We start from the raw sequence: 22,804 nt of genomic DNA on the forward strand, positions 1-22,804 counted from the left end.
GGGAGACGCCTTCGCAACCCATTGCGCCGACTCGTTTCTTTCTCTAAACGCTCGCCATGAAGATAGCCAATCGTCCCGACACCGTCCTGCCAGACACCGTCCTGCCAGACACCGTCCTGATTGTCGATTTCGGCAGCCAGTTCACGCAGCTCATCGCCAGGCGCATCCGCGAGGCCGGCGTCTTTTCCGAGATCGTGCCGTTCCAGTCGGCCGAAGCGGCGTTCAGGCGCATCAATCCGAAGGCGGTGATCCTCTCCGGCGGCCCGGCCTCGACCGGCGACATCGGCAGCCCGCGCGCGCCGCAGATTGTCTTCGACGCGGGCGTGCCGGTGCTCGGCATCTGCTATGGCCAAATGGCCATGTGCGTGCAGATGGGCGGCGTCGCCGAAAGCTCCGACCATCGCGAATTCGGCCGTGCCTTCGTCGAGATCCAGAAGGACAGCCCGCTGTTCGAGGGCCTGTGGGCGCCCGGTCAGCGCCATCAGGTGTGGATGAGCCATGGCGACCGCGTCATCTCGCTGCCCAAGGGATTCGAGGTGTTCGGCAAATCGGAAGGCTCGCCCTTCGCCATCTTCGGCAATGTCGAGCGCAAGATGTACGGCATCATGTTCCACCCCGAAGTGGTGCACACGCCGGACGGCGCCCGGCTGCTGCAAAACTTCGTCCAAAAGATCGCCGGCATCGAAGGCGACTGGACGATGCGCGCCTACCGCGAGCACGCGGTCGAGACGATCCGCAAGCAGGTCGGCAAGGGCAAGGTCATCTGCGCGCTTTCGGGCGGCGTCGATTCCTCGGTCGCAGCACTGCTGATCCACGAGGCGGTCGGCGACCAGCTCACCTGCATCCTTGTCGACCACGGGCTGATGCGCAAGGACGAGGCATCAGGCGTGGTGGAGATGTTTCGCCAGCACTACAATCTGCCGCTCATCCTGGTCGACGCCTCGGACCGCTTTATCGGCGCGCTCGAGGGCGAGTCGGATCCGGAAAAGAAGCGCAAGACCATTGGCCGGCTGTTCATCGAGGTGTTCGAGGAAGAGGCCGAGAAACTCGGCGGCGCCGATTTCCTGGCGCAGGGCACGCTCTATCCCGACGTCATCGAAAGCGTCTCCTTCACCGGCGGCCCGTCGGTGACGATCAAGTCGCACCACAATGTCGGCGGCCTGCCCGAGCGCATGAACATGCAACTGGTCGAGCCGCTGCGCGAATTGTTCAAGGACGAGGTTAGGGTGCTCGGCAAGGAGCTCGGCCTGCCCGACAGCTTCGTCGGCCGGCACCCGTTTCCCGGACCCGGTCTTGCCATCCGCTGCCCGGGCGGCATCACCCGCGAAAAGCTGGAGATCCTGCGCGAGGCCGATGCCATCTATCTCGACGAGATCCGCAAGGCCGGCCTCTATGACGCCATCTGGCAGGCCTTCGCCGTGCTGCTGCCGGTGCAGACCGTCGGCGTGATGGGTGATGGCCGCACCTATGAATTCGTCTGCGCGCTGCGCGCCGTCACCTCGGTCGACGGCATGACGGCGGATTTCTACCACTACGACATGGCGTTCCTCGGCGCCGCCGCCACCCGCATCATCAACGAGGTGCGCGGCATCAACCGCGTCGTCTACGACGTGACGAGCAAGCCGCCGGGCACAATCGAGTGGGAATAAAGTTCAGTCGTTCGCCAGCATTTGCTAGCTATCGGCTCCAGACACTTAACTCACTGAACTAGAATTGTTTTCCTCTCTTTTCCTATCGCTAACTATCGCCCGCAAGCGGGATCATTTGGCGGTAGACCTGACGGTATCCCATTCCTCTTCATTCCCGCTCGAAGCTAATACCGTCACCACCTTATTTCCTAGAGAGTTAGGTAATCTCTAGGTAAGCCATTGAAGCTCAAACAATATGGTCATGCCTTGACGGTAAAAACGATGACGGTAAAATCTGGCGCTGGATATGCGGCCACGCGCTTGGATTGCCCTCGCCATGCTCACCGACATTGCGCTTAAGAAGCTGAAACCAAAAGACAAAATATACAAGGTCGCTGATCGTGACGGTATGTACGCCACGGTGTCCACGGCCGGGCAGATCTCGTTCCGATACGACTACCGAATGAATGGAAGGCGAGAGACAGTCACGCTGGGCCGCTATGGTGAGGGTGGCATCTCCCTAGCAGAGGCGCGTGACCGCTGCATTGCCGCTCGAAAAATGGTGGCAGCCGGACAATCGCCGGCGCATGAAAAGCAGCGTGAGAAGCGGCGCCTATCTGCAATGGCCACCTTCGGCGATGCCGGCCGGGCCTGGTTTAAGGAGGCTAAAATGGCGGATAGCACGCGCTCAATGCGCAAGGCCATCTTCGATCGAGACATCTTGCCGATCTGGGACAAAAGGCTCCTCACAGAAATAACAGCTGACGATTTGCGGGCGCTCTGCGCGAAGGTGCGCGACCGTGGCGCGCCGGCAACAGCCATTCATGTCCGGGATATTGTTAAGCAGATCTATGGTCATGCCATTCTGCACGGCGAGAAGATTGCCAATCCAGCGGACGAGGTAGGACCGGCTTCGATTGCCACGTTCGAGGCAAAAGACCGAGCATTGTCCCCCGCAGAAGTCCGAATCATGCTGAATGAGTTGGAAAATGTGCCAACGTTGGCGACGATACGGCTCGGCCTAAAGCTGATCCTGCTCACGATGGTTCGGAAAGGTGAGCTGCTGGACGCGACGTGGGACGAGGTCGATTTTGAGAACGCTGTTTGGAGCATTCCCAAAGAGCGAATGAAACGGAAAAAGCCACATAACGTCTACCTGTCCCGCCAATCCCTCGATATCCTGATTGCCCTCAAGACTTGCGCAGCGAACTCCCGACACGTGCTGCCATCTCGCTATGACGCCGACGAACCCATGTCGCGCGCCACCTTCAATCGGGTCACCATAGCCATTGTCGATCGCGCAAAAAGACAAGAATTGCCGCTTGCGCCCTTTACAGTGCACGACCTACGGCGGACCGGCTCGACACTCCTAAACGAGATCGGATTCAATCGCGACTGGATCGAAAAATGCCTTGCCCACGAAGACAGCCGCACTTCGCGCGGCGTCTATAACAAGGCTGAATACGAGCCGCAGCGTCGTCATATGCTGCAGGAATGGGCTGACATGGTTGAGGCCTGGGCGGCGGGCAAGAAGCACTCGCCCGTACTCCAGCCGGATGCCGGGGCGGCGATCATTCTCGATCCGATTTGACAGGCCTCGTCTTCCGCGACCGCACATCTGGACCTGGGGCGATTTCGATATTGCCGGCAGACGACGCCTTTCGCCTTGCCCGGACCCAAGCCTCGACCTCCGCCAGATCCCAAACAACACAGCGGGGGGTCAGGTTGAAGCGTCGTGGGAACTCGCCACGCTGTTCCATCTCGTAGATGGTCGTGTCCGATAAAGGGACGATTTCTCGCAGCTGCGCCCGACGAACAGTTCGCACGACCCGACACGACCCGATGTGTGGCAGAACCGGAAACGGGCCAGGCTGCTCAATTTTGAATTTGTCCACCTCTGAAGACGACTGCGGTTTGACCATTGCGTAACCGGGAGGGTTGTCTTGCTGGCCAACCATCGCGCAACTTTCCGAGATCGCGTACAGCCATCAATTGCGACCACATAGCCTCGCTTACGAACGAGGGAAATCCAAAGGCGCTCTATTACAGACAGTGTCAGGACCGCACTGGAAACTTTTCTCAATGTTTGCCGGTCATTGAAACCTAGGAGTGTTACACGTGACGTGAAGTGAAGTGGTTGCCAAAGCTTCCACTTGTCGGAAAACACCGCCACTACGTTTCTAACCGTGTCATTATCTTCCTCGCACCAAAGGCGAAACCGGCCGTCTTCTCAAACCACCACCTCCGCAAAGGTGCGGTGGATGTCCATTCCAATCACACGTCCCATTGGCTCCCTCCTCAAACAGTCGGGAGCCGGCTGGCCGACGCGACACCTACGGATCCGCGCTCTGGGCCGCAACCGGCAGGTCGCAAGGGCGACCAGCTCCTAACGACGGTGCCGTCCGAATCCCCGCTGGAGATGGGCGATTTTCGGCGTATGGTGTGACCATCCGGGACAGGGCACCGGGAGCACGCCAAGTGCGGGCAGGCCGACCAATTCGATCAGCTGCGACCTCGCGGAACGCTCGTTCGCAGGGCGTGCTGATTATTTCAAAGAGCACGGCGACCGATGCCACCAGCTACACCTGTATGGGGCGATGAGTGTCAACGCCTGCTCCTGCATTTCTCCATCTCCTAGTTCGGCGAATTGGCGACCATCTCCTTGTACCGATGTCAAACGGCTTCCAAAACTGGCTCTGACTCAGTTTTGATGACATTGTGACGTCGGCTGGGACTGGTTTCACAAAGGAATCAATGCCATGGGCCAGGCCTCCGACCATCGACCCTCGTGGCTTTGTTGTTGAAGATGTCGCGGGTGAGGTCGACGCGACGCTCATTACGGTCCGTCCTTTGAGCATGGCGAGTGCCTGTCCGGGCTGCGGAACGAGATCGGAGCGGATCCACAGCCGGTATCAGCGGCGCTTGGCGGATCTGCCGTTAGCTGGAAAGCCTGTTCGGCTGGTCGTCCTGGTGCGCCGGTTCCACTACGCTGTGCGGCCGGCGAATCTTCGCCGAGCGCTTTGACAATGGTGTCCTTGGCGCCATGGGCGCGGCGAACGGCTCGCCTCGACGATATCGTGCTTCATCTTGGGCTTGTCCTGGGGGGCGCCCGGCAGCGAGCTTCGCCCAGAGGCTGATGCTGCTAGTGAGCAACGACACCCTGCTGCGCGTCGTGCGGCGGCGCGGCAGCCCGCGCTTGCAGACGATGCGATTTGGGAAAGCGCGAGACGACTTATCTTCCTACGTCGGGCTTTGAAGCCGAACCTCGAATTAGAAAATAACAGTGACCCTTTAGGAAATTTTCGCCCGTGGGGGGTGAGACTCTGCGACTTGAACTTTTTTCATAGCCTCGTGCAGGGAGATATGTTCCTCGCTGGCCAAATCCTCTGCCTCTTCACGGATAATCGCGATGTACTCATTGGGCGAATACGGGCAGAGCATCCCGAATAAAGCACCGTCAGAACTGTCGAGACCATACGAAAACCGGTAATGGTCATGGATATCCCACGCTGGATATCGCCGCGCGAGCCAATCGTCCCGGACTAAGGCTCCAGTGGTCCCAGGCGATGAAAGTACCGTTTGGCACAATTCCTGCAACGTTTGCTCGGGAAAATTCCCCGTAACTGGTTTGAAACGCCGGTATATAACGGGTTTGTTAGCTCGGAACGCCATTCGACTGTCCCCCCAATGATCAACGAGGGTGTGCCATCGCCAGATGCGAGTCAACCTTTGCAATCAGGCCGTCATACTAGAGTGCCTGCTGACCTATATTCGCCTGCTCGACGCCGCAGCCGACGATGCGGACGCGCGACCGCCGGTCTGTTTCAGTAGGCGTATTTTGCCGGCCAACGCCAATCCGTCTGCGCCTTTCCGTAGCAGTAGCCGTAGTCGACAAAACGGCCGGTAGCTATCTCTCGGCAGGCCCAAACCACCTGGCCATACTGATTGTAGAACGCGTCCCAATCGGCGCCTTGGTAATAGTTCGGCCTGCTGTAGCCCCCACCGCCACAGTTGTTGTTCGAGCACACAGCCACCGCGGCGCCCACTGCGGCGATCGCTACGCCCACAGCAATCGCTTGATTTTGTTTCCGGGTCATCTCGGCGCATTGACGTGCATCGACCGACCGCCGAGCTAGTTCCATGTAGAGGTCGTCACGGAAGCGTTCGTCACGGGTCGAGGCGTATGATCTGCAAAGGGCAGAGGTACTCACCGCACTCGGATTTTTGCTAAGCGCCTGCTGTGAGGTTGTGCATGATGCGTTTGCAAGCGCCAAAACTACCGCAGCCGAAACTGCGGCACGTCGACCGGCCGTCCCCATTATCCCACCCCCTAAATTGCCCAAGATTATGCCGGCCGTTTGGTCCTTCGTAGCCCGCGCTTAATTAGCGCGCTAGCACAGCGTTTCGCATGCAACTCCGTCGCCATCGCGGTCCAGCTTACCGCCCCACGAGCAATTGCTGAGATACCACTGCGCTTCATCGCATGAGCTGATTCGCGAGCAAGTCCGCCGCGGCTGGCACGAGTAACTTTGCACTACCTGTCGGCTGATGATGCCGAGAGGCTGGCTGACGGCCGGTCGGGCATGGTCCGCTTGCTCAGCGCGCCAATCCCATGGCGCCTCGAACTCGCCAGCCCAAAGACCGACCTTCGCCGCCCTGGCCTTCGCCTGCTGCCCTGCATAGCCGCCTTGGCTGTAACGGGGCCAGTCGAGCGCCTGGCCGTGCTCGACCATCCAGCCGGCCACACTGGCGCCGTCGGCCCGCGAGCAGTCGGCAACAAAGCGGCCGTAGCGGTCCCAAGTGACAAAAGTGCACCGGACCGGCCTCGAGGCCGCCAAGAAGGCGTCAAGAGCGGCGGCGGACTTCGCACCGCACTGGTAGTGGAAGCCCTTGGCGTCATCGCACTGTTGCGCGGCCTCCGGGGCGTCGATTCCACTGAAACGGATACGCTGGCCGCGGATTTCGATCGTGTCGCCGTCGATTACGGAAGCAACACCCGCTATTGGAGCGGGAGCCGGGCCGACCCATTTCGACACGTCGGTGCGCTGCAGGAAGTACTGTGTCGCCAATGCGGCCACTGCCGCGATGGTCACATACACCAGCCGCATCGGCACGCCCGAGAGCCGACGCGCACGATACCGCCTTAAGCCAGCGCGCTTCCGCCACTGGCCAGACCGATTGTTATATCGAGATTTGTCCAAGTCCCCCGCTCCCCTCGGGAACAATGCGTTCTTTGCTCCGGAGAGTCCAGTGGGCCTTCACGGTGCGTTCGGCTTCGTGGTCATGAAGCCATTGACCTCGTGGTCGCCGGGACCTTCCTGGGCCTTGCGCACCCCCCCAACAAGGAACGCGACGGCCCACCCGATCGTTGACTGTTTCGAGCCGCCGTCATGCCATCCACCTCGATACGCAAAACGGAATACGATCTGGATCGCAGAATCCTTTCGGTGTGATTCGTCGCCAGCGGCAAACCATACGAAGATGTGCCGCCGGAGACCTTTGCCGAGTTCCGAGGCCCGGTCGTTGCTGCCGGCCTCGCTAGGGCGTCCTGCGCGCTCTGTCGCGCCACCCCTACAAGGTACGCGAAACGGTCGCATCACCGATCTGCGGGGCGCTGGCAGCGGCCTATCTGACGCTTCCCGTCGTGCACTACTTCCGAGCCACCGGCTTGCCGATTCCGGCGACTGACGACGACACCACGACGCTCGCCGCGGCATTCCTGATCGGGGTGTCGGCAATGTGGATCTCGGATATCCTGTTCGAGATGGTCATCCGGAAAATCAAGCCGGCGGCGTGAATGGATGGAACGTTAAAGGATTCCGACGAACAGCGCTTCAACGAGACGCTGACGCGGATGCTGAAGACGCCGCCGAAGCCGCATGAGAAGCCTATAAAGAAGAAGCGAAATCAGAAAGTGACGGCGCGAGCCTCTAAGTCATGAACGCTTTGAGAATCATGACGAAGGAACCGACATTGATTGCCGTGTTAGTCGTCATATAGAAGCACATGCTATCGAGGAAATCCTTATCGTAGGTCCTGATTTCGTGCTCATAGAGCTGGCAGCACCGGAAGGCCAGGTCAAATGCCATACCAGGGTTAGCATAGTTGTTTGCCCATGAGGTATAATTGTCCCAGTGCTGAACATCGCCGTAGCTGACGCCAACATTGTCGAAATTCTTCAATCGCTCGATCTCCTCGCTCCAGTTCACGGCAACGACAGGCTGCGCACGATAAAGCGCGTGGAGCAGTGCGCCGGCTCGCTTGTAGTGGTCGGGGTTTTGCGAATTGAGAACCTTCGTGTAGCTCTCGATGTTGACCTTGTAGAGGTCGTAGGCAAATTTGATAAGATCGCGATCTACGGTAAGTGTTGACCCGCTGCTGTCCGCTAGCGCAGACCAAGCCTCGGCATGAAAGGATTCTACAAAATCGAGGAAAAAGGTCTCGTCATCGAGATCTTGAAACTGCTTGAAGGGAATCATCTGTCCAGCCCTGCCCAATTGATGAGCAATAAAAAAAGCCCCCGCGTTCAGCAAGGGCTTTCTTTCAGTTTAGTTTCTAAGGCCTATTTTCCGGGGAAAAAAGCCTTCATCAGAACGGTTGCGGCGCTAAAGGTGTCTTCGAACTTCTGAACCGGCTCTTTAAGGCCGTTATTTGGGCACGCCCGAACGACCTTTTCGCTCGAGCCGCTCTGGGCTTGAGTGTCTGGTCTGGTCATGTCTTCTTCTCCCAGTGTCCAGAAAGTGCGGAATTGCACTTGTCTGGCGTTAGTAATAGGTGATGCTGCAATGCAGCATTTTCAAGGCTGCGACTCGGTTTTTCGCCAACCACAATTCGCCTTGAAGGTCAATAGCGAAGCGCTGGTGAACTTCACGTTAACAGAGTCTTGCATCACAACGCCAGAGGGCGATTGCAGTTTCATGTGATATTTTGGTCACATTTTTCTTTTTCCTTTGCGAAGGATGCGCCTAACCTTCTGCTTAAGCGTGATCGGCTTCACCAATCCGCCGATAGGTAAGGCGACGAGTAACCGACGCCACGTTGATCTTTGCAGTTTGGCATATTGCCAGCCCGTCGTGCCGAAAGGTGCCAACTGCCGGTTGGTAGACGCGCGCCGGCGGCGCGCGTAGGTTTCAAACGATCCGGGCACACCACCCCCGCCCACCCCCGTGCCTGGTGAACGACTGATCGCCCGCCGTGCCGAAAGGTGCGGCGGGCTTTTTTGTTGTCTGGGGGGAACACGATCTGGCGACAATCGTTCGGGCGCCAAGAAAGCGCCGTACCGTCAGATCGAGGACAACAATGCGGGAAAGGCGATACTTATCCGATAAAGAAAAATACGACAGACAGGAGCGCACATCGGATGCTGCGCGGGAATTGATCGAGGTCGAGCGCGCGGCACGAGATGCAAAGACGGCTCGGCTGCGGGAGCAACGGCTTAAAGCCGAAACTGCTCTTTCTACTGCACCGGCACCGAAACCGAAGAGGAATTGGAAGATCAAGAAGTCGTATTAGGCACGCTGCACCCGGCGCTCTCCGATCACCCGCGGCCGTCTCCGCAAGGCGCAGTTTAATTCACAGGCTGCACCGGTGGATGCTCGGGTTTCGCATGATGAAGCACCTGGCCAAGGTCGCGCTTGTCGAAGTCCTGTCGGCACACTGGACAAGGCTCGAAATGCTCTGCCTCCCGCTTAATCGGCCGGTCGTAGTCCTTGCCCTTGTAACCCGTGCCTTCGTTGTTGGTCCGGTATCTCATTTCTGTTCCCGCAATCCCCTCGCGGCTTCTGTCAAAATGGCCTGGTCGTTGCCCTTCCTTTTGATAAGCTGGCGGACTTGGTCTGCCGAGACGCCGTTCTGCTGGGCAAAATATTCGATCTCGTAGTCGTCACCGGCGGACACACGGTCGCGGTCGCGGAAGTCTCGCTTGCTCTTGTCGTCGGCCATGTCGTTCTCCTGGTGCGCTTCGGTCGATGGCAACGCTTGCAAGCGGATGTGGTTTCCGCGCCACTGCGGAATCACGTTCTGTTCACTCTGGCTAGTAGAAGCCCGCCACCTAGAATCGAATGGGTGCGTAAAATTGTAAGTACCGGCCCCGCCGGCTCGAGTTCATTCCGCCGATGGAGCCCAAGCTGGTCGCCAAGCCGCCCGCAGGTGAAAATTGGATTCACGAGATCAAGCTCGACGGCTACCGCTCTCAGATCGTCATCAACAGCCCCGAGGATATTCGCGTCTTCACCAAAACCGGTGCGGACTGGACGAACGAGTATACAGGGTTTGTCGAAGCCGCGCGGGAGCTTGAGGTCGAGAATGCGATCATCGACGGTGAAGCGGTCGTCACCAACGAGGCCGGGCTGCCCGACTTCGGCGCGCTGCAGAAAGCCGTCCACAGCGATCCCTACGCCATGATCCTCGGCGCCTTCGATATCCTACACCTGAATGGCCACGACCTACGTGACATCGGCTGCAAGGGGCTCCGCGAAATCCTCTACGGCATCACCAAGCCAAACAGCCGGATCCAGTTCAGCGAGGCGATGCCTGGTGACGCAAAGGCGAATTCTATCTCGCCGACCAGGCCGGTCTCGAGGGATCGTCTCGAAGCGCGCCGACAGCAAATATCGCAGCGGCCCGACTTCGAACTGGCTGAAGACAAAGAGCTTCGGTCGACGAGTTCGAACTGATCGGCGTCGAACGCGAGCCCGGCAAGCAGCATTCGCGCTACTGGCAGAGCCTGGCACCGGGAAATATGTCGGTTCGGCCTTCATCACCCTGGGCCGCGACATGAAGGAGCGGCTATGGAAGCGTGTGCAGGAACACGCCGGCCCACCCCTGAAAAAGCGGCCGGCGACGCAGTGGGTCGGGCCCGGGGTGAAGCTGCGCGTCAAGCATCTTCGCGGCGACCACGCCCACATACGCCATGCATCGCTGCTGGGCTTTAGCGATGAAGAATAGCAGTCAGCCGGCGAACAGGTGCTTGGAGCCGGTCGTTACCATGCCCGGTCGATATGGCTGCGAACAGCGTTGCGGGTGCGCACCGGTTCAAGAGCCGGGTCGATGCCGAGAATGAGTTCTGCCATTTCCTCTATGTGCATTGTCGGCGCAGGCGTCCAGGATCTGAAGGTAGATGGTGAAATTCTCTTTGTCGTAAACCGTGATGGAGTCATCTGACCAGGGAACTTCTTCAAGTAGTCCAGGCTTCATGACGAACTTGCTCGCTGGTGAATGGCGCTACTGTACCACAGATGATTGGCGCGGGATTGGCAATCGTCAAGAGCCAGAGCTATATCGACCGAATGGCGAAAGGCTGGACACTACAATCATTGATCGATGGCAAGATGCGGCTCATCGCGTTCTGCCACAATCCAAAATGCCACCACAATCAAGCGCTCGACCTGCAGGCGATCAAGGCCAAGCTCGGCCCTGACGCGCCCGCGATGTCGGATGATCTCATTCCCAAGCTGAAATGCGCCAGGTGCGGCGGCAAGCAGGTCGGCCTGACATACACTCCCGCTGAGATGAAACGCGTGGACGTGAGTGATTATCGGAAGGCGAGGGAACGGCGCTGACTGCGCCCAGATACGACCGAAAATTCCGGCGCTAAAAGGGTCAGGGTAAGCTCATCGGATCACAGGAGCCCTCGCTCCATTTGCCGATCCGGTGACCCTCATCATATGCCGGACGAGCCGCTAATTTCGAATCTTTCCAGTCTCAGGCGGCATCGTGAACCCTGGTTGGGCCACGCTCCAGTTCGGTTCAGAGGCGGATGATTGATGTCCCCACCGCTGACTGTCTGCGGATAAGCCGCTCACATTGTCGGAGCGGGCGCTCGGCGCGTCGGCGTTCATGCGAAAGATTTTGCTTCCATCAGAGGTCTGTGTCACGGCAACTTCCTCCATCCTTCGAACGTTTTTGTGCTTCCTATCGGCGCTCCAGCGGCCACTGGCGCTGCCACTTCCCCTTGCGTGACGTAACCGTAGCAGCCTGCTTCCGTCGCCTCAATCAACCCTCTCACCAAGGTATACTGCGCATGTGGTGCGCCCGCCAGTAGGCCTTGTAGGCTAAACGGCTCGAGAGTTTTGAGCTCAGAGTGATAAGATTTCGTTATGCTAGATAGAATCTTGTATAACTCGTCACCGGGTTTCTCGACTGCAAGACCAATCTCCGCGGCAACCCGACGATTTATGGTATAGTCATGACTACCTGAGTCAGAGCAAAGTAAGTCGATGATGTCGTTCTGCTGCTTCTCGTCTTTGACCTGGCCTTTGATCAGCGACTTAGCCATCGAACGTATTTGGCCTCCGAGACGGAATATCTGCCCGAGTACTAGAGGATGGATCTGAGTCGCCAGATGGGTCCAAATCGACGCAAGGGCTACTGGGTCGGTCACATCCTTTTTGATCTCGCTAAGATACCCACGTATTGCTTCTGCGCTGACCGGGACGCGCTCTCCGGTGCTGATGATCGGATTTAGTGCATGATTTTCTAAGCTCGGATCAATGGGTCCAAGCGCAGCCTGTTTGGTCATCACGATTTTATCGGCGCCCAGAGCCATGAGAGTGCCAGCGCTCATTGCTTTTGCTGGCACAATTATCTCGATCTCGTCACCAAAAGAACGTAGCAGATGGATCAAACGCCATGCCGCCGAGGTGAGGCCTCCGTTCGTGTCCAGGATCAAAGATAGTTTCTTCGTCGGACCGATAGTGTCGAGCAGAGCCACGAAGGGCTCTATGGCGTCGCCAGCTATTATGGTCTGCAGGCCAAGTCGCTCGCCATTGACGAAGGCGATTACTTTGGAGCCGCGCGTCTTTTCGATTTCTCGATAGTACGCCTGACGCGCAGCATAGTTCATTATAGCTTGCCCCCACCCTTTTTGGCTTGCTCCGCCTGTTCGCCGGAGAAGTCAAGACATTTTTCGTGTACAAAGGCGTCGGATGGTGCGTCTGACCACGGCTTTCAGTTCAAAGTTTCTCTAAATGTTCCCCCTGCTATTGCCGGCTCAAAGTTAGACCTATCGCAGACGAAATTGAATTTCTTCCGGCCTTCTAAGCCGGTGCTCTGCGCTCAGAAAGCGCCCAGATACCTGATCACCGCGCGGAAGCCGCTTCGGGTCTCGTTTCGCTATTTCGTCCCTCTTTTCGCTCACCGGCCTTGCATCGTGCCGCCATGGCCATTCATCATCCTGGTGCGCTTTTCCTGGGGCATTGCCATTGCCACCGTCTTGAACTCAGGCATCGGTTTTTACTGAGTCAGAAATACGAGCAGGCGACTGAGACTCAGGACCCATTGATCGAAGCCAGCATGGCGCCCCCCTTGCGCCGCCAATGAATCAGAACGCCGTTATCCTGTGTATCCCTTTAATGGGTCCTGAGCCTAGACTGAAACCTGTGAGCCTCGTAAGCTACCCCTTGCTGCAGGCTAACATGCGGGCTCCCCTACCTAATCCCCTTTCGACTAGCAAGGCGTCGACGCGCACCCATCAGTTGCTAAGAAAAATGGGTCCGTCGGGGCAACAGAGGGAGATGTCGATGATAACGGTCAGAAAGATTGGTTTTGTGTTGATGGCATGCATCGTCGTCGGCGCGACAAGTGCGGCGAACGCCGCTTCCGAGAAACTTAAAGGCAGTGAAATCAAACGAACCTTACTGGGAAACAAAATGCGATTTGTTGGCACTATAATTGGAGGGTTCTCAGGAGTGATACATTGGACCTCCGCCAGTAAATTGATTGTGGTGTCCGGAACGCATGGGAGAATGGCTGTTTCTAATGTTCACGGTACGTGGAAAATCGACGGCGACAAATACTGCCGAGTTTTAAAATATGGCTCTAAAGTCGACGACCGCTGCTTGTATGTATACAAAACTGATGTTGGGACTTATAAGTTTTATTATGGTGTGTTACTCATAAGCACGGGAACGCCAGAGTGAGATAAATTGTTTTATCCTATGTTGTAACACCAGAATGTAATATCACTTTTATCCGATGTCGAACGTTGCGAAAATATACTAAGTCACAGGAGCGATCGCTTTACCCGTGGTTGGGTCAACCTTTTGTCCAACAAATCTCAAGACTATTATATAGAGAAGTGTGTTTCCGACAAGTAGAGCCGCTCTTATGCAGAATCCAACCTCTATCGCCCACACTATGGTGTCGCCTTCGGCGGAGCCTGGGCCTACGAGCCTGGCAAGCGCTAACTCTTGCGCACTCATTAAACAAAGAAACATTAATAAACCCACGTTGCTGATTACGGCTAGACGTATAAGTCGAAAATTGTACTTGGAGACGAGGCGACGTACCTCGTCGTATTGGATCAGAGCGTAGTAAACGGCAAAGGCCAAGCCAAACATAAGAACAACCAACTGGTTGCCCGCGTCCCAATAGTTTTTTGCATACGCCAGCGCCAGGTCACTTACCGTTGAGCCCACGTTTTGCTTCCTAGCGAGATCCGCATTAGATGCCGTAATGCTATCTAGCAACGGCAGGTTGATCGATGGTCGGGATCGAAACGTTCGAAGTTTTGATAGTACGGCACTTCTTCGAGCGGTAGAAGTCGTTTTTCCGCTTAAATGCGGGGTTCAATCTTGGGCGCGGGATTAAAAAACGGGAATGCGCATGGTCTGAAAGCGACGGCCTTGGTGGCCTCGCAAGGTATCGCCCCAATGAGTTCTAGTCCGCTCCAACTCCAGCAATTCCTAGAACTTGCTGGAGCGACCGCTTGCCTCGTGCTGTCGGTGCCAATCAATGCGTTGGCTGCCAACTAAATTACTCGCTAGAAGATTTAGCCGACGTCTGAGCGTTATCCACAGATGTATTTGACTGGCGCGCCTGGACCTACTGTTCATGATGACGCCGTTTGCTTATAGTTGATGCAGATTTGGGGGTGGTGAATATTGCGATGGTTAAGGTTGCACTCACAGTGCTTGCTGCAGCGTGGGTGTCTTTCGTCTCGACGCCCGTCGCCGCGGCGATGTGCAAGGATTCTGATGCTGCCCGGCCGAAAGACTTGGCGGACTTCTGCTCGGCTATGGCGGTCGTCGAAACATATTTGTCGACCTACGCTGCCCAGAATCCCGGAAAAGGCCTTCCGACGGATGCCGCGCAGAATCTGAATGTTTTCATCCCAGCCTATATCGACCGCGCGAACGAATACGATGCTTCGGCGCTACTCACGAAGCTGGCTCCGAAAATCGAGGCGCTGGTTAAAAATGCCGAGCCGCCCGTGCTAAACAATTCCGACGTGCGCAGCGCCCTCAACTCGCTTCGTGCAATGCTCAACGACAAGCTTTATCAAGTCACGGCTGCGGAGGCGGGTCTCCGTCTGGACCTTGTCATCAAGATCGCGGCGGAACAGGCCGCGGCAACGATATTCCTGAAGGATCAAAACCTTATCACCAAGGCCAGGAGTGCCATCGACACCCTGGCAAAAAACTTGCCAGCCGACGATTTGTTTCTTGGCCAGGTCAAGGATGATGCCGTGGCGCTGACCAAAAAGGTCACGCAGGGGACGCCACAACTCATCCAGGATGGCGCGGCCGCCAGCCCCAAGGCGTTCACCGATCTGAAGGCACTGCGCGCGGCAATCGACAAGGTGACGATCGCGCTCACGCCGCGCGTTCACATCTACTATGCCTATTACGGTGATATCGGCGCTTCCGCTTCCTCGATCCGCATGTGTGATGCCACGTCGACGATGCGTGCCCGCTGCGAAGCAGGCATGAAATGCAATTTGCCTGACGCCTTCGAAACCAAGCTGTGCGGCTATAATCCTGTTCCCTTCGTCGAGGCGCGGGACCGTGGCGCGGTCGTTTCCTATGATTGCCAGATCGGCGGTGAGGACCTGTGGACACGCAATGTCAGGGTGAAGCCCGGCGAGCTTATGGCGCCGGGTATGCCAAAGCCCGTCGTTTTGCAAAGCACGGAAATGGAGATCGCATGCGCTCGCACTCCATGACGCGACCCGCGTTTTTTCGCTCTCTGAGTTCCGTAGTCGTGGCGGTGCTCTTCGCCACATCCTGCAGCGTGGTCGAGACATCACCCGTTTTCGAGCCGAACGGCTACTATCCGGTTCCGGACCGAAACTGCGAGAGCAGCCTGGGCAGTTATGTGCTGCCCAAGACCAAGCTGGTCTTTGCGATAAGACAGAATCTGGAAAGCCAGGTCAGTGTCCTGCAGCAGGTTAAGGAACTGCGGGTGCCCGATGATCCTCAGCGCTACACATTTTGCCTAGACTTCCTCGAGAACGGCTTTGCCGACGACAAGGTGCAGGTGCGTCGGACGTCGGATTCTGTCACGCTCGCCGCCGCCGCGCGCACTTCGGGCGGGTTCCTCGATCTTGTTGCCTCACATTCCGTCGATATGACGGGCGTGGTCCTGACCAAGATCATTCGCGCGATCTTCATCTATCTGTCCGGAAACGCCGGGTTCATTTCCGGCCGTGCCGCCGACGTGAGTGACGACAGTAAATGGACTACCGTGCTCGAACCGACCATAGACCCGTTTGATGCGGAATCCATGGCTCAGTGGAACAAGTCGATGCGACGCTATGGATTCTGTATCGCGCTTGCTGATTTCAGCTTCAACACGGACACTGTCGAATACGGCAGATATTGCGACGATCCCGTCGATGTCGGCAGGGCGAATCCATCGCCGAAGCAGGCCCAGATCGCCGCCATACGCAATGCTCCGATCAAGAACGTCCCGGCCATATATTACCGTCCGCGTATCTCCTATCCGGTCACTATATTTGTCAATCCCGACGCTCTCGGCCACGGCGAATGGCGGCCCGGTAGGACCATCTACATCGAAATGGAAAACATTTCACCGGTACTGGCGCTTCGCATCAACAGGGCCTTTCTGGCCGTCAAGAAGACGGCGCTGATCTTCGAACAGGGCCGCCTGCGCAATGTCTGCTTGGTAAAAGGTAGCGAGGTGCAGGGCGCTGTGACGCCGATCGTGGAACTTGTTTCCGGACTGGTCCAGCTTCCTTCGGCAACGATTTCGGCGGAGATCGCCCTGCTGCAGAAGAGCCAGACCGTCTACGACGCCGAGCGGCAGGTCATTGAAATGCAGAACCGCCTCATCGAGCTGAAGCAGGCGCAACTCGACCGCAATGTTGAGGCGATCACCAAGCTTGCCGGCGAGAACGACACGGCCGACGGAGACGGAGAGTTGGTCTACAGCAACACGGATGAATTTGCTGCGGCCACCGGCGCGCCTGACATCAAGGAGCCCACAGTCAGCATCAGCGAAAAGGAAATCAATTCGATCTGCGACAAGCTCAACGGCAAGGACGGTCCGGCCTTCAGCGCGTATTTCGATCAAAGCTTCGCGGATTTCCAGGACAGCAAGGAGAAGTGATGCACCGGCTTTACGGCGCTCTTTTGGTCATGCTCCTTACCATGGGCGGCTGCACGGCCGTGCTCGATACGCAGAACTACGCACCCGAAGACCAAGCCGACGGCCAGGGCTGCCTCGGCTCCGCGAGTTCTTATTCACTGCCGAAGGGCATAATTGAGCTGCAGGTGGTCGAAAGCGAAGGCGAGCAGCGGCGTTTCGATGTTCTCGCCCGGTCCATTAAATGGGTCACCGATCCGGCTTATGGTCCTTACTGTCTCGATTATCTCGGTTCAGCCTTTGCCGAGGATGCGCTGGGCATCCAGAAGGATGGCGCCAGCGAAGCGCTTACGCGCATCGCCAACCGCAGCGTCGACAAATCCAAGGACATTACGATCTCGTTACTGGAGGCGGCAGGCGATGCAGCGGCAGCTACCGCTGCTGGTGGCCGTTCTGTAGATCTCGATTCCAAGATTTCGACCGACGGCAAGACGGTCGTCTACGCCGATTTCGAGCTTGATCCGTTCGATTACAGTCAGATGCGTATGATCAACGCAAGCTTGAAGAAGATCGGCTATTGCGTGTTCATCGACGCGCGCGAAAATGTCTTTGCTCCGGCGTGGTCGAACGACCTATGTTCCGAGACAGGGTACCCCAGCGCCGCGCCGCATTTCGACTTGAAGGATCCGCTCGGCGAGGAGGCCCTACCGGATCCCGTGGCCTTCACCAAGCGCGGCATCCTCTACCGGCCAGCCATCGGTTACACGCTGGTCGTCATGAAACGGGATGACCCCACCTCGCGCGATTACAACAGATTCCCTTGGTACCAGCAGCGCGCGGTCGATCTGCAACTTCCAAACGGAGCCCCCCTCTTCCTGTTGGAAATCAAGCGGTCGCTTTTCGTCGAGCGCGTGACGGACGTCACTTTCGATCACGGCGTGCCAAGTGACATCACCATCGCCAAGAAAAGCGAGCTGAATGCGGTTGCCGATGTGGTTGTACGGGCGGTTCAGATCGTCGTTCAGGTTCCAATGCGAGCATTGACGATAAGGCTCAACCAGGCACAGAACGAACAGAAGCTGATCGCAGCCAACTCGCAGCTGATCAAGGCGATCGACGAGTATGAACGGGCCAAGCAGACCATCATCACGCCGCGGACGGCAGTAGTGGCCACCGGTGAGGCACCACCTGTGCAGGTCATCCAGGCTGGCGGCAACCGCAACGCGCTGCAAGTCGATGGACGCAGTGCAGCGGTCGCCAACTGCATGCTCGACCAGCGCTTCGCCAACGATCCGAACGGACTGGAGCTCTGCAACCGGATTGTGGCGGAGGGGCAATAGCATGTCCGCCTCAAGGACGATCGGCATGGCCGTTGCTCTGGCTATGCTGACCTATCCGGCCATGGCGGGAGACGTCATTCTTCATGATTACCTTACAGTTCAGCGTGGCGAATCTGAAGACGCCCCGCCGCTTGACCCGAGCCAAGGCGGCATCGAAATAAAGGTGGCAGACGGCGCACCGGCCGATTGGAACAAGGAATTCAGCTCGCTCGTCCGCATCAACTTCAGCACGCCTCGGGGCCCGAATCAGTGCACGGGCGTTATGATTGGCGACCAGACCGTCCTTACTGCCGGCCATTGCTCCTGCGGCAGCGATTTCATCTTCACCTTGCCTTCGGGTCAATCTGATAAACCGACGAAGGAGTATACCCTCAACGGCTATGTCAGGCCATATCCGGGTTTCTCCTGCCTGGCCCCGCTCGACACGCAGGCTTCGCGGGATCTCGCGCTCATGTGGCTGAACGACAGATATCCCGGACACGCGCCACGCATCGTTCACATCCTCGACCTGGAGCAGCAGCCTGATGTGAGAAAACTCGCCGTCGTAGGTTTTGGGCGTGATGAAAACGGAATCGTGCAGAAGACGCCACGCATCGGCCAGGTGCCAATCTACTCGTTTTTTTGTTCCTCCGGTACGGCGGCGCGTTCAATATGCCGGCCGTTCCGTGAATTCGCGCTGGCAGTGGCGCCCGGCGACGGCGAGAAAGTCGACACCTGCGAAGGCGATAGCGGTGGGCCGGTATTCGCCTTTCGCCGCAAGACGAGAAAGGAAGAAAGTATCGCGCTGGAAAACATTCTGGTCGGCATTACGTCTCGCGCCATGGCCGGCACCAAGAACATTCCAGGCCTTAATTGCGGCGGCGGCGGCATCTATACCTCAGTCGGAAATTCGGACGTGGTAAACTGGCTGTTGCGCGAAGGGATTCCGGTAGGGCTCGTGACACAGTCCGAACTGGCCGCCGAAGGTCCTCCGCCATAAGCCAACGCGCGATGGACAAACCTCAATCGGGCAAAGGTAAGGTAGCCCACTTCAAAGGGTTCAGGGCGCGAGGTACGATTTGAGGTGCAGTGCCGCCTCCTGCGAATCCTTTGGATTTGCGGTTCGATTGGCAATGTAGCAAGCGGGGACTTTTTTGGGATCCAGGTTGAAGTCGCTCAATCCACCGACCATCAGTCCGATCACACTGCCTGTATCGGAATCGAAGACCGGCGCCCCGGAATCGCCGTGATAATTGTCGCCACCGACGAAGAATTGGCCATATTTGCCGAGCGTCGTCAAATGCGATTCCTCGGCGTCTATGCTGAGAGGCATGCCGACGGGATAGCCTGCGACTGTTAGTTTGAGCAAAGCCAACGACATATCCAAAGGCCGATCATCTCTCTTGAAAGGCGTCGCCACATCGCTCGGAACCGGCCGGTCGAGATCAAGCTCGATTATGTCGGAATTGAATACCAAGTTGGTCGTTGCAGCTTGGCTGAAAAAATACACATTTTCCGGCGGGAAGGTGGTCGGCGGCTGGCCCGTCGAAGTGTCACGCGCCTGAAAGCCGAAGACAACCGCGTATTGGCCGGTCTGAACGTTGATCAGCGAGGGGTTATCGCCAGCACCTAACGGTATCGCCTGGCTGGTGTCGTGCATGCAATGGCGCGCCGTGACGAGTCGGCTGTTCGAGTCCAGCAGGAAAGCAGTACAGACCCGGCCTTCCAGGCGCGGACTGGCACGATAACGATACATGAAGCTTTCCTCATCCTCGCACGGCGGGTAACGGGTACCGTTGAAGGCGAGATTCACGTTGGTCGTTGTCAGCTCCCAACCGGAAGCTGCTTGCTTGAGCTGATCGCGCTGCACGATGACACCAACACCGGGAAGCAGACCGGTTTTGTCAACGATGTATGGGGGAGTCTTTGGAAAGGCCTCCCCTTGCCCGCCTCCGGCAAAAATCGGCGTGCCACTATAACCAGGCCGGGTGAAATAGCCGGTGCCTTGCTGCGAATCGCTGTTCACAACATGCATGGAATAGCCGGGCATGTTCTTCAGCAGATCCTGGGCGCCCTCAAAAAATTGCCTGTCTTGGCTTTTCGCGAACCCTGGCGTGATGGCGGGGTCGTATTCGTTCAGAAGACGCCCGTAGATCGTCTGCATGGAGGAACCTTCCCAGACTTTGGCGTCGATCCTCACCTTGGCGGTTTCAGCCAGTTTGGCGATGACATCATCGTTCTGCCGGATCGCAGGCGAATCCGGCGGCACAAAGAAATCGCTATTGTCGTTTGTGCTAACGCCGGTTCGGCCTATCACATCGATGAATTGCTCTTGCAACGCCTTGGGTATAACGACATCGCGGCCGCCCGGGTTGAGCTTGCCGGCATCGAGGCGAAAAGCATCGAAACGGTCGAGAAGATCCTTGTCATTCAAGTTGAAGCCGGTCGGCCGCTGTATAGCGGGCGCGGCAGCAGAGTCGGCTTCTTGTGCATTTGCCGGCGCATAAGGAAATATGCTCATGCCGAACAGGAAAAACGCAGTACCAGAACGGAACTTCCGGTTGGACATCGCTACAAATCCATATACTTGAAACAATTTGTAATCTGGAATATTACCCAATTTGTTAGTTTCAAACAAGCGCACGAACGATCTGTCCGCAAGATATCGCTTTTGTAGCAAATTGGAGGGGGTATGGCAGACCTACCACAGCCGGCTATTGTAGAATGGGGCGAGTTATCGCAACTGGCCAGCGTTCCGGCTCAGGCGCGGGTTGCTGCTGTTGTCAAGTCTCCAGATGGGCGGTCTCTATCGATTCTGCTGGAAGGTCTTGATGCGCGGTGCGAGGGAAATGGGCAGAAAGCTGCTACAGCCGTTTTCGTGGGATCAATTGATGCGAAAATCCCAGCCAAAACCGATTGGAAAGCGACTCGGGCAGACTTTAGAGGTCAACTGGCACTAACCGATGGTGGGCGAGCAACTGTTCAGTTTGGATTAGCTCGAGGGATCGACGGCCAAACGTTTGTCGCTCCACTTGAAGATGCGGCCAACAGTGTCGAATTCGTCAGAACCCTCTACAGCCCCGCGGAAGCCTGGCCGTCGACCGGCGGAACGGAGGGCGCATCCTATGCTCCAGTCACCCTGTCTATTCAACTCACGCTCGCGTGTCCTGGGGACTCGAGCGCCGGTCTTGCCGCCGTCGATTCCATTGACCTGGAGCTTTGGGCTCGGTGACTAACCGCGCGGGCAAAGTTCCCCCGCTTTGGCCTTTTGGGTCGCGTGAGCCGACGGGCGTCTAAGGATAGACGCAAATTACCAGTGTTAGCCCAGCGTTTCGGTTGTATAGACCCCGCCAGTATCGAGGAGGCAGTCCTTGCGTCCGATCCGCTTGTCGCTGTTCCGTAAATGATGTTTTGCGACTTCCGACAATCGACTTAGCGCCAGTCAGATGGGGCTACGTGTCTTTCCGGCGTTTTGTCTTAGCAGGCTGCGGAAGTCGCGGCGTCAGTGAAGCGCTCTGGGCCAAACCGGCGATGACTGGTCCGAGGCACAGCGGAATTCGCCGATGGGCCATTTTAGGAGATCGGGAGCGCAGGCGTCTCGTATCGACTTGCGTTTCTCATCGCCCCATCTTCCCGGCCTAGCGCTAGCAGACTTCGCTCCCTTCCCATGGAGCTCGTGAAACAAAGGGGGATCTGATTGTGATGCTTCGGGCCAGGCATCCATCGCGTATCCCAGCAGACCATCGTGGTGGTGTGTGTGTTGTCGGCAAGGGCATAGTGATAGTGGATACCTTGATGGAGGTGGCGATCCAAAATGTCTTTGCAATCATTGATGGTGAGGAAGGCGAAGACTTTCAACGTGACCGGCACTCCGGTGGCCGCATTGCGAATAGGAACGAGGAAGCCGCGGAGAATGTCTCGAGGAGCCAACACTTCGAGCTCGCTGCCGAGGGACCAATCGCCCTCGTCAAACTCACGTGACACATTTTCGTTGATCTCCATCTCGGGCAGCGCAGCGTCAAACTCTTCAATCGCATTGAACCGCGCCGGGTTTGCCGGAGGCTCCAAACCTTGAGAAGGTGGAGCCATCATGAGCAAGACGACTAACAGGTTTTCTCCCGAGGTGCGCGCCCGCGCGGTGCGCATGGTTTTGGATCACGAAAGCGAGCATGGGCCGAAGAAATTCTAGTCGGGCGAAAGCGTTTCGCTGAGTTTAAGGCAACTCGTCCAAAATCGGAACGTGAAGTAAGAGCGTTTGCAGATGAGGTTAGAATTCATCCCGGTATTGTGGTTGGAATGCTTCAGCACCGTAGAATTGTACCTTTCGGAAATTTGAATGGCCTGAAGGAGCGCTTTGAGTGGGCTGATGGCTAGGGAAGCGGACGCGCAGTCCCCAAAGGTACTAAGCCGGATCATGGAACGGCGGGCGACAGCGCAGGTGCGGACGGTATCCATCTTGACCTGCCACGGGTAATTTCCTCCATCTGAGATTAGAGTCCGGCCTCGATTGAAGGACGGACTGATGAAGAGAAA

The 22,804-nt window shown here is 57.3% G+C and carries 21 protein-coding genes and 1 pseudogene; 11 read left to right on the plus strand and 11 right to left on the minus strand.

Translation table 11 applies throughout. From position 1 onward, the window contains the following. The first annotated feature begins 56 nt into the window (after nucleotides 1-56). Nucleotides 57-1,649 (plus strand): glutamine-hydrolyzing GMP synthase, encoded by a 1,593-nt coding sequence (gene guaA / locus AC0L2C_RS30250; RefSeq protein WP_473525130.1) that lies wholly within the window; start codon nucleotides 57-59, stop codon nucleotides 1,647-1,649. A 316-nt stretch (nucleotides 1,650-1,965) separates the two neighbouring features. Further along, nucleotides 1,966-3,219: a tyrosine-type recombinase/integrase gene (locus AC0L2C_RS30255; RefSeq protein ID WP_473525131.1), complete on the plus strand. Its 1,254-nt coding sequence runs from the start codon at nucleotides 1,966-1,968 to the stop codon at nucleotides 3,217-3,219. Here AC0L2C_RS30255 and AC0L2C_RS30260 read toward each other — a convergent pair. After that, nucleotides 3,200-3,586 carry a helix-turn-helix transcriptional regulator gene (locus tag AC0L2C_RS30260; protein ID WP_473525132.1) on the minus strand — a complete coding sequence of 129 codons (387 nt, stop codon included), beginning with the start codon at nucleotides 3,584-3,586 and terminating at the stop codon, nucleotides 3,200-3,202. The two genes, AC0L2C_RS30255 and AC0L2C_RS30260, sit on opposite strands and share 20 nt — an antisense overlap. 898 nt (nucleotides 3,587-4,484) lie before the next feature. Here AC0L2C_RS30260 and AC0L2C_RS30265 point away from each other — a divergent pair. Further along, nucleotides 4,485-4,652 carry a transposase family protein gene (locus tag AC0L2C_RS30265; RefSeq protein WP_473525149.1) on the plus strand — a complete coding sequence of 56 codons (168 nt, stop codon included), beginning with the start codon at nucleotides 4,485-4,487 and terminating at the stop codon, nucleotides 4,650-4,652. An 800-nt stretch (nucleotides 4,653-5,452) separates the two neighbouring features. Here the strand turns inward: AC0L2C_RS30265 and AC0L2C_RS30270 are convergent. After that, on the minus strand, nucleotides 5,453-5,725 hold the full coding sequence (locus tag AC0L2C_RS30270) for a hypothetical protein (RefSeq protein WP_473525133.1): 273 nt from the start codon (nucleotides 5,723-5,725) through the stop codon (nucleotides 5,453-5,455). Nucleotides 5,726-6,019: 294 nt separating this feature from the next. Then, nucleotides 6,020-6,736: a thermonuclease family protein gene (locus AC0L2C_RS30275; RefSeq protein ID WP_473525150.1), complete on the minus strand. Its 717-nt coding sequence runs from the start codon at nucleotides 6,734-6,736 to the stop codon at nucleotides 6,020-6,022. Nucleotides 6,737-7,111: 375 nt separating this feature from the next. On the opposite strand from AC0L2C_RS30275, the pseudogene AC0L2C_RS30280 reads away from it, so the two are divergent. Continuing rightward, nucleotides 7,112-7,425, plus strand: a pseudogene (locus tag AC0L2C_RS30280) (hypothetical protein). 133 nt (nucleotides 7,426-7,558) lie between these two features. Here the strand turns inward: AC0L2C_RS30280 and AC0L2C_RS30285 are convergent. The 4 genes from AC0L2C_RS30285 to AC0L2C_RS30300 form a co-directional block, all read right to left on the minus strand. Continuing rightward, nucleotides 7,559-8,161 (minus strand): hypothetical protein, encoded by a 603-nt coding sequence (locus tag AC0L2C_RS30285; RefSeq protein ID WP_473525134.1) that lies wholly within the window; start codon nucleotides 8,159-8,161, stop codon nucleotides 7,559-7,561. Between the two features lie 29 nt (nucleotides 8,162-8,190). Continuing rightward, nucleotides 8,191-8,343, minus strand: coding sequence for a hypothetical protein (locus AC0L2C_RS30290; RefSeq protein WP_473525135.1), 153 nt, complete (start codon nucleotides 8,341-8,343; stop codon nucleotides 8,191-8,193). Nucleotides 8,344-9,195: 852 nt separating this feature from the next. Further along, complete coding sequence (locus tag AC0L2C_RS30295) at nucleotides 9,196-9,381, minus strand: hypothetical protein (protein WP_473525136.1); 186 nt, start codon at nucleotides 9,379-9,381, stop codon at nucleotides 9,196-9,198. Continuing rightward, the gene (locus tag AC0L2C_RS30300) at nucleotides 9,378-9,569 is read right to left on the minus strand and encodes a DUF3606 domain-containing protein (RefSeq protein ID WP_473525137.1); all 192 of its coding nucleotides are present in this window, start codon (nucleotides 9,567-9,569) and stop codon (nucleotides 9,378-9,380) included. Before AC0L2C_RS30300 ends, AC0L2C_RS30295 begins: the two co-directional genes overlap by 4 nt. A gap of 173 nt (nucleotides 9,570-9,742) precedes the next feature. Here AC0L2C_RS30300 and AC0L2C_RS30305 point away from each other — a divergent pair, with 173 nt between their 5' ends. Together AC0L2C_RS30305 and AC0L2C_RS30310 are read left to right on the plus strand one after the other, a co-directional pair. Next, complete coding sequence (locus AC0L2C_RS30305) at nucleotides 9,743-10,303, plus strand: ATP-dependent DNA ligase (RefSeq protein WP_473525138.1); 561 nt, start codon at nucleotides 9,743-9,745, stop codon at nucleotides 10,301-10,303. A 576-nt stretch (nucleotides 10,304-10,879) separates the two neighbouring features. Beyond that, nucleotides 10,880-11,188 (plus strand): hypothetical protein, encoded by a 309-nt coding sequence (locus tag AC0L2C_RS30310; RefSeq protein ID WP_473525139.1) that lies wholly within the window; start codon nucleotides 10,880-10,882, stop codon nucleotides 11,186-11,188. Between the two features lie 311 nt (nucleotides 11,189-11,499). Here AC0L2C_RS30310 and AC0L2C_RS30315 read toward each other — a convergent pair whose 3' ends face one another. Next, entirely contained in the window at nucleotides 11,500-12,471 is a 972-nt protein-coding gene (locus AC0L2C_RS30315; protein WP_473525140.1) for an SDH family Clp fold serine proteinase, read from the minus strand. A gap of 676 nt (nucleotides 12,472-13,147) precedes the next feature. Here AC0L2C_RS30315 and AC0L2C_RS30320 point away from each other — a divergent pair. The 5 genes from AC0L2C_RS30320 to AC0L2C_RS30340 all read left to right on the plus strand — a co-directional run bounded on the left by AC0L2C_RS30320 (nucleotide 13,148) and on the right by AC0L2C_RS30340 (nucleotide 19,271). After that, complete coding sequence (locus AC0L2C_RS30320) at nucleotides 13,148-13,546, plus strand: hypothetical protein (RefSeq protein WP_473525141.1); 399 nt, start codon at nucleotides 13,148-13,150, stop codon at nucleotides 13,544-13,546. Nucleotides 13,547-14,514: 968 nt separating this feature from the next. Beyond that, complete coding sequence (locus AC0L2C_RS30325; RefSeq protein WP_473525142.1) at nucleotides 14,515-15,570, plus strand: hypothetical protein; 1,056 nt, start codon at nucleotides 14,515-14,517, stop codon at nucleotides 15,568-15,570. A gap of 38 nt (nucleotides 15,571-15,608) precedes the next feature. Beyond that, nucleotides 15,609-16,976, plus strand: a complete 1,368-nt coding sequence (locus AC0L2C_RS30330; RefSeq protein ID WP_473525143.1) for a hypothetical protein — start codon at nucleotides 15,609-15,611, stop codon at nucleotides 16,974-16,976. Between the two features lie 164 nt (nucleotides 16,977-17,140). Further along, complete coding sequence (locus AC0L2C_RS30335; RefSeq protein WP_473525144.1) at nucleotides 17,141-18,292, plus strand: hypothetical protein; 1,152 nt, start codon at nucleotides 17,141-17,143, stop codon at nucleotides 18,290-18,292. Between the two features lie 25 nt (nucleotides 18,293-18,317). After that, nucleotides 18,318-19,271 carry a trypsin-like serine protease gene (locus AC0L2C_RS30340; RefSeq protein WP_473525145.1) on the plus strand — a complete coding sequence of 318 codons (954 nt, stop codon included), beginning with the start codon at nucleotides 18,318-18,320 and terminating at the stop codon, nucleotides 19,269-19,271. Between the two features lie 60 nt (nucleotides 19,272-19,331). On the opposite strand, the gene AC0L2C_RS30345 is transcribed toward AC0L2C_RS30340, so the two are convergent. From AC0L2C_RS30345 to AC0L2C_RS30355, 3 genes are all read right to left on the minus strand, one after another. Next, nucleotides 19,332-20,915 (minus strand): trypsin-like serine peptidase, encoded by a 1,584-nt coding sequence (locus AC0L2C_RS30345; RefSeq protein WP_473525146.1) that lies wholly within the window; start codon nucleotides 20,913-20,915, stop codon nucleotides 19,332-19,334. A 929-nt stretch (nucleotides 20,916-21,844) separates the two neighbouring features. Continuing rightward, nucleotides 21,845-22,417, minus strand: a complete 573-nt coding sequence (locus tag AC0L2C_RS30350; protein WP_473525151.1) for a hypothetical protein — start codon at nucleotides 22,415-22,417, stop codon at nucleotides 21,845-21,847. Between the two features lie 39 nt (nucleotides 22,418-22,456). Beyond that, the coding region (locus AC0L2C_RS30355) for a hypothetical protein (protein ID WP_473525147.1) at nucleotides 22,457-22,804 on the minus strand (348 nt) is incomplete at its 5' end.

This window comes from Mesorhizobium sp. WSM4845 (assembly GCF_055811455.1).